This window comes from Pseudomonas sp. ICMP 3272, assembly GCF_001466905.1.
Lineage (GTDB): Bacteria > Pseudomonadota > Gammaproteobacteria > Pseudomonadales > Pseudomonadaceae > Aquipseudomonas > Aquipseudomonas amygdali.
The window spans coordinates 22,171-29,110 of record NZ_LKEK01000078.1; the positions used below are offsets into that span (position 1 = coordinate 22,171).

Below are 6,940 nucleotides of genomic sequence, written 5' to 3' on the forward strand. Positions count from 1 at the left end.
CCAAAAAGAGTAACGATCCATGACTATTTCCTCCGACGCAGCGATGCGTCTGTGCGAGACGGTGAGGATGCTCAGGCACCTTGCTCTCAATTTGCCCGATCCCGTGTGCCTGAGCTTTCTCGCCCAGGCCAACGGCCCGCTGCCAGAGCCGGCTTGCTCCAGCGTGCGAGCCACAGAGCGGGCGATCAATGCCGCGTTTGCGCGCATCGGCGTGCGCACCCTGCAGTACTTGCACGGTGGCGAGGCACAACTGTCGTCGTTCGAATACTTTATAAGCCGAAAAATCTGTGAAGCGCTCGACTATAGCTACGAGCACTTCGACGATGCTGGAGACGTAACCGCATTCAGTCGACTGCTCAAGCATTTTGAATTCAGCGGTGCAGTACCGCACATAGAGACACTGCACCTGACCACCCGTGACAATGCGCAATTGCTGGTGCATGCCAGCGCCAACCGCGAACTGCCTCCTGTAGTTCTGGCATTGCCTTGCGGCATTCCGTTCGATCTCTGCCGCGGCTGGTTCGACGCCTTGAGCGAGCGCTTTTTTGTCGTGACCTGGGAGACCCGGGGGCTGTTCGGTGCCTGCGAGGCGTTCGACCAGATTGCGGTGGACACCGATGCTCAGGTCGCCGACATGATCAGCGTGATGAATCACTTCAGGCTATCGACCGCACACCTGATGGGCATCTGCGGCGGCGCGGTGATCGCCCTGAGCGCCGCCGCTGCCCACCGCGAACGGGTCAGCTCCCTGAGTTTGTGGCATGGCGATTACAACCTGGGCGACAACGATCTGCGTACCGCTCATCAGCAAAACTTCGAATGGCTGATGGAAAGCGCAGCTCAGGATCGCGGCGAGGCTGCTGACCTGCAAGCGATGTTCCTGGACCAGTCGACGCTGGCCACTACCCCCGAGTCCATTGCCCACGTGGTGCTTTACCCCTATGTCAATCCCGAGTTGTTCTATCGCTATGCGCGTTTGAATGACGCACTGAACAAGACCGAGCTGGCATCACGACTGGCGCGCATCAGCGCGCCAACTCTGGTCGTGGCTGGCGATGCCGACTCGACGACGCACATCGGTGGCTCACGGCATATCGCTGCGTCGATCAAGGACGCCACGCTGCACATAGAACACAATGGCAGCCACCTCGCGTTCTTTGTCTCCAGCCCGCAATCGAAACACACCGCCTTCAGCTTCCTGGACGAAGTTCTTCAGCCCGCTGTCGCCTGACAGTCGCGCGACACCTCGGCGAATAAAAGGGCGGGGGCTCAGGCCCCCGACTTCACTCTGCGCTGCGGCCTTGAGCGCGGCGGTAACCGGCTCACCTTCCAGGCGGCACACTGGCGCAGCACCAATCAACAACCTTCCCTTCACCACCCCGCTCCACAAGCCAGTCGAATCGGTCCGGGCCTTTATACCGAACAGTCTTGAATCATTGAACACCCAGCCCGGAAGCCCGCAGTTGTCCCAGCTTCCCACGACAGACATCCCCAAGGGGATGCTCTATTTTTTTTTCAATGTTTTTAGTCCTCCCTCCGACTGGCAGTCGTCCAGCCACATGCCGCGCCGCCCTTCGACCGGAGACGAGCCAATTGATTTCGCAAACAGGTGCTTTGAGATGAATTCGTTGATCGACAATCTGTGCACGCAAGAACAAGAACCCCTTTCGCTGGCTTCGGTTCAGCAAGGTATCTGGCTCGATCAGCTCACACACCCGCACCTGCCTTACTACAACATCGGCATGACTCTGGAGATCAAGGGCGAGATCGATATTGTGTTGTTCGAGAAAGCCATCCAGATGGTCATCGACAGCCATGACGCGTTGCGTCTGAGTTTCAGCCACGAGAGTGGTATGGGCGGCCAGCGTGTTCTGTCCGAGGCGCCGTTCAAGCTTGAAGTGACCGACTTGCCTGAGGTCGACGGCGACGCCGAGCATGCCATTGCGCATCTGCGCGAGTCCTTCCGCCAACCCTTTGAGTCAATGACCGGACAACTCTGGGAGTCGCGTCTGGTTCGTTGCGGTCCGCAACTTTATTACTGGTTCAATCGCTTGCACCACCTGGTCGCCGACGGTATCGGTGCAGTGCTGATCGCGCACGCCGTAAGCGATGTCTACTCAGGCTTGCTGGAAGGCAAGCAAACGCTTGCCGAGGGGCCTTCCTACCTCTCGTTCCTTGAAGAAGACAAGGCCTACATGACGTCTTCTCGCTACGAGCGTGATCGACTGTTCTGGGAGCAGACCTACGCCCAACTGCCGCCGGTTCTGCTGCAACGCAGAGCAGATTTCAAGGCAGGCGTAACCAACGGTCCCGCCCCCAGTGACCAGGTTCAAGCCGTGTTGCCCCGCGCGCTTTACAACGCGCTTACGCAGTTTGCCAGCGAATGCAACCTGTCCGTGGCTCATGTACTGGTCGGAGTGATCAGCACCTATTTCTGCCGTACCGTAGGCGTCGATGAGATCGTTGTCGGAATGCCGGTGCATAACCGCACCAATGCTCGTCAGAAAGCCACCATCGGGATGTTTTCCTCGATCAGCCCGATTCGCGTGGGCTTCGATCCGCATGCAACGCTGGTCGACCTGATGAATAACATCGGTACGCAACTACGTCGCACTTACCGTCACCAGCGTTTCCCGATTGCCGAACTCAACCGTAGCCTGCGGCTGGCGCAAACCGGACGCCATCAGCTGTTCGATGTTTCACTGTCATTCGAAAGCTTCGATGGTGACGTCACGTTCGGCTGCGAGGACCCGGCGCGGGTGCTGATGCTGGACAACGGCTACGAACAGACGCCCATGGCGATCTTTGTACGCGATTACCATCCCTCTGAAGACATCCACCTGGACTTCAACTTCAACACGGCTTACTTCACCTTCGAGGAAGTTCAGCGCATACAGCAGCGCATTTTCGCCATGCTTGAAGCTGTGCTGAATCAACACGACAACCCTTTGGCACACTTCCCGCTGATGAGCCAAAACGAGCATCAGCAACTGGCAGCTTTCAACCAAACCGCCCTCGCCTATCCCCGCGATGTCCTGATTCACCAGTTGATCGAACAACAGGTCGCCCAGCGTCCGGATGCCTGCGCGGTGCGCAGCGACAGCGGGCCGTTGCTCACTTACGCCGAACTCAACCAACAGGCCAACCAGCTCGCCCATCGCCTAATCGAACTGGGCCTGGAACCGGATACGCGGGTCGCAGTGAGCCTGCGTCGCGGTCCGGAAATGGTCGTGGCGCTGTTGGGTATCCTCAAGGCCGGTGGTGCCTATGTACCGATCGACCCGGACCTGCCGAGCGCTCGCCAGGCCTATATGCTCGAAGACAGCTCGCCAAGGGCGGTGCTGACCACTCTGGACCTTAGCGAAAACCTGCCGGCCATGACGCTGCCTGTACTGATTCTGGATGACCACCAGGACAGCGCACAGCTTGCCGCACAGCCGACCGGCAACCCGGATGCCAAAGCGCTGGGTCTTCAGCCGAATCATCTGGCCTACGTGCTGTACACCTCCGGTTCCACCGGCACGCCCAAAGGCGTGATGAACGAGCACCTTGGTGTGGTCAACCGCCTACTCTGGGCGCGCGACGCCTATAAAGTGAACAGTCAGGATCGGGTACTGCAAAAGACCCCGTTCGGCTTCGACGTGTCGGTCTGGGAGTTTTTCCTGCCGCTGCTGGCCGGTGCCGAACTGGTCATGGCGCGTCCCGGTGGCCATCAGGACCCCGACTATCTGGCGCAGGTAATGAGTGACGCAGGCATTACCCTGCTGCACTTTGTGCCTTCAATGCTCGACGTATTTCTGGGACACCGTTCGCCCCGCGACTTCCCACAACTGCGCCGCGTGCTGTGCAGCGGCGAGGCCTTGCCTCGTGCGTTGCAGCGCCGCTTCGAGCAACACCTCAAGGGCGTCGAACTGCATAACCTGTATGGCCCGACCGAAGCGGCCATCGACGTTACTGCCTGGGAATGCCGCCCGACAGACCCGGGCGACAGCGTGCCCATCGGCCGTCCGATTGCCAACATTCAGATGCACGTACTGGATGCCCTGGGCCAGCTGCAACCGCTGGGCGTGGCCGGTGAGCTGCACATTGGCGGCATCGGCGTGGCTAGGGGTTACCTGAACCAGCCAGAATTGAGTGCCGAGCGTTTCGTCGCTGACCCGTTTTCCAGCGACCCGCAGGCCCGTCTGTACAAAACCGGCGACGTGGGCCGCTGGCTGGCCAATGGCGCGCTGGAATACCTGGGCCGTAATGACTTCCAGGTGAAGATCCGCGGCTTGCGTATCGAGATCGGCGAAATCGAGGCCGCTCTGGCCTTGTGCGCCGGTGTGCGTGAAGTGGTAGTGGTTGCCCGCGCAGACGACCCGACACAACCTGACAGCAAGCGTCTGGTGGCCTACCTATGTGGCGAGCCGGCACCCGCCGAAAACCTGCGCAAAGAGTTGCTTGAACACCTGCCCGAATACATGGTTCCCAGCGCTTTTGTGCAGCTGGACAGCCTGCCCTTGACGCCCAACGGCAAGCTGGATCGCAAGGCACTGCCTGCTCCGGATGCGCAATCGCTGATCAGCCGCGGTTACGAAGCGCCGCAAGGCGAAGTGGAAACGCTGCTGGCGTCGATCTGGGCCGACGTGCTCAAGGTTAAACATGTGGGTCGTCATGATCACTTCTTCGAACTGGGCGGCCACTCGCTGCTGGCGGTGAAACTGATCCAGCAAATGCGCGATGTCGGTCTGAGTGCCGATGTGCATGTGCTGTTCGGCCAGCCGACCGTGGCGGCGCTTGCCGCAGCAGTCGATGGCGGCACGGACGTCGTGGTGCCGGCTAACCTGATTCCCGAACGTTGCGAACACATCACCCCTGACTTGCTGCCGCTGATCAGCCTTACTCAGGCGCAGATCGACCGCGTGGTGAAAGATGTGCCCGGCGGTGCTGCCAATGTGCAGGACATCTACCCGCTGGCACCGTTGCAGGCGGGGATTCTTTACCACCATATCAGTGCCGAACAGGGCGACCCCTATACCCTGAAAGCACTGTTCGGCTTATCTGACCGGGCGCGGCTGGACGCTTTCAGCGGCGCTTTGCAAGGCGTGATCAACCGCCACGATATCCTGCGCACCGCGGTGCTGTGGGAAGATCTCGATGAACCGGTGCAAGTGGTGCTGCGCCAGGCTGAACTGCAAGTCACCGAGTTGTTCCTCGACCCTGCAGACGGCCCGGTTGACGAGCAATTGCACCAGCGCTTCGACCCTCGGCATTACCGCCTTGATGTGCGTAACGCGCCATTGATGCGCATTGTCTATAGCCATGACCCGGTCAACGACCGCTGGCTGGCGATGCTGCTGTCCCATCACCTGGTCAGCGACGCCACTTCCCTGTCCGTGGTCCTGCATGAAATTCAGGCGCACCTGCTCGGTCAGGGCGATGCGTTGGCTGAGACGGTGCCGTATCGCAACTATGTCGCCCAGGCTCGCCTGGGGGGCCGTGATGCTCAGCACCAAGCGTTCTTCCGCGAGATGCTCGGCGACATCGTCGAGCCGACCCTGCCATTCGGTGTGCAGGATGTGCAGGACGGCGGCCGTGACCTCAAAGAGGCCAGCGTGCCCCTGGCCGCCGAGCTGAGCCTGCGTTTGCGGGCTCAGGCTCGACAGGCAGGCGTCAGCGTCGCGAGCCTGATGCACCTGGCCTGGGCGCGGGTGCTGGGCAATGTCTCGGCCTGTGAAAAAGTGGTGTTCGGCACGGTACTGCTGGGCCGTATGCAGGCCGGCGACGGTGCCGACCGTGCGTTGGGCATGTTTATCAATACCTTGCCGCTGCGCGTCGATATCGACGCGACGACAGTGGCCGAGGGATTGAAGGCGACCCACGAGCGGCTGACATCCTTGCTGGGGCATGAGCATGCTCCGCTGGTGCTCGCCCAGCGCTGCAGCGGCGTGGCCGCACCGACGCCGCTATTCAGTGCATTGCTCAACTACCGGCACAGTGTCGTGGGCGATGTTTCGGCACAAGCTGCCGCCGCCTGGGAAGGGATCGAGTCTTTCGGCACCGAAGACAATACCAACTACCCGTTGACCCTGAACGTCGATGACCTGGGCGATGCTTTCACGCTCACTATTCAGGCCGTCCAGCAAATCAATGCTCAGCGCATCGGCGAGTACATGCAGGTTGCACTGCACAGCCTGGTGGAAGCACTGGAACACACCCCGCATGCCGCGTTGAACAGCCTGTCGATACTGCCGGACGATGAGCGCGAGCTGTTGCTGGCGGGCTTCAATGACACTGCCCACCCTTATCCTCGCAATGTGTTGATTCACCAACTGATCGAGCAACAGGCCGCCCAGCGTCCGGGTACTTGCGCCGTACGCGACGACAGCGGACCGCTGCTCACTTACGCCGAACTCAACCAACAGGCCAACCAGCTCGCCCATCGCCTGATCGAACTGGGCGTGGAGCCGGATACGCGAGTTGCAGTCAGCCTGCGTCGCGGACCGGAAATGGTCGTGGCGCTGTTGGGTATTCTCAAGGCCGGTGGCGCCTATGTACCGATTGACCCGGACCTGCCGAGCGCGCGTCAGGCCTATATGCTTGAGGACAGCTCGCCGCAGGCAGTGCTGACCACTCAGGATCTGCACGACAACCGGCCGGCCCTGGACCTTCCGGTGCTGGTGCTCGATGACCGCGATGACCTCGCGCAACTGGCTAAGCAGCCGAGCGTTAACCCGGATGCCAAGGCCCTGGGTCTTCAGCCTAATCATCTGGCCTACGTGCTGTACACCTCCGGTTCCACCGGCACGCCCAAAGGCGTGATGAACGAGCACCTGGGCGTGGTCAACCGCCTGCTCTGGGCGCGCGACGCCTATCACGTGGACAGCAATGATCGGGTACTGCAAAAGACCCCGTTCGGCTTCGACGTGTCGGTCTGGGAGTTTTTCCTGCCGCTGCT

General features: G+C 60.6%; 2 protein-coding genes. Both read left to right on the forward strand.

Annotation, left to right across the window (positions count from 1 at the left end; translation table 11 throughout):
• The first annotated feature begins 19 nt into the window (after window positions 1-19).
• Entirely contained in the window at window positions 20-1,231 is a 1,212-nt protein-coding gene (gene syrC, locus AO068_RS21735; RefSeq protein ID WP_058409412.1) for a syringomycin E biosynthesis aminoacyltransferase SyrC, read from the forward strand.
• Between the two features lie 388 nt (window positions 1,232-1,619).
• The coding region (locus AO068_RS21740) for a non-ribosomal peptide synthetase (protein ID WP_161936604.1) at window positions 1,620-6,940 on the forward strand (5,321 nt) is incomplete at its 3' end.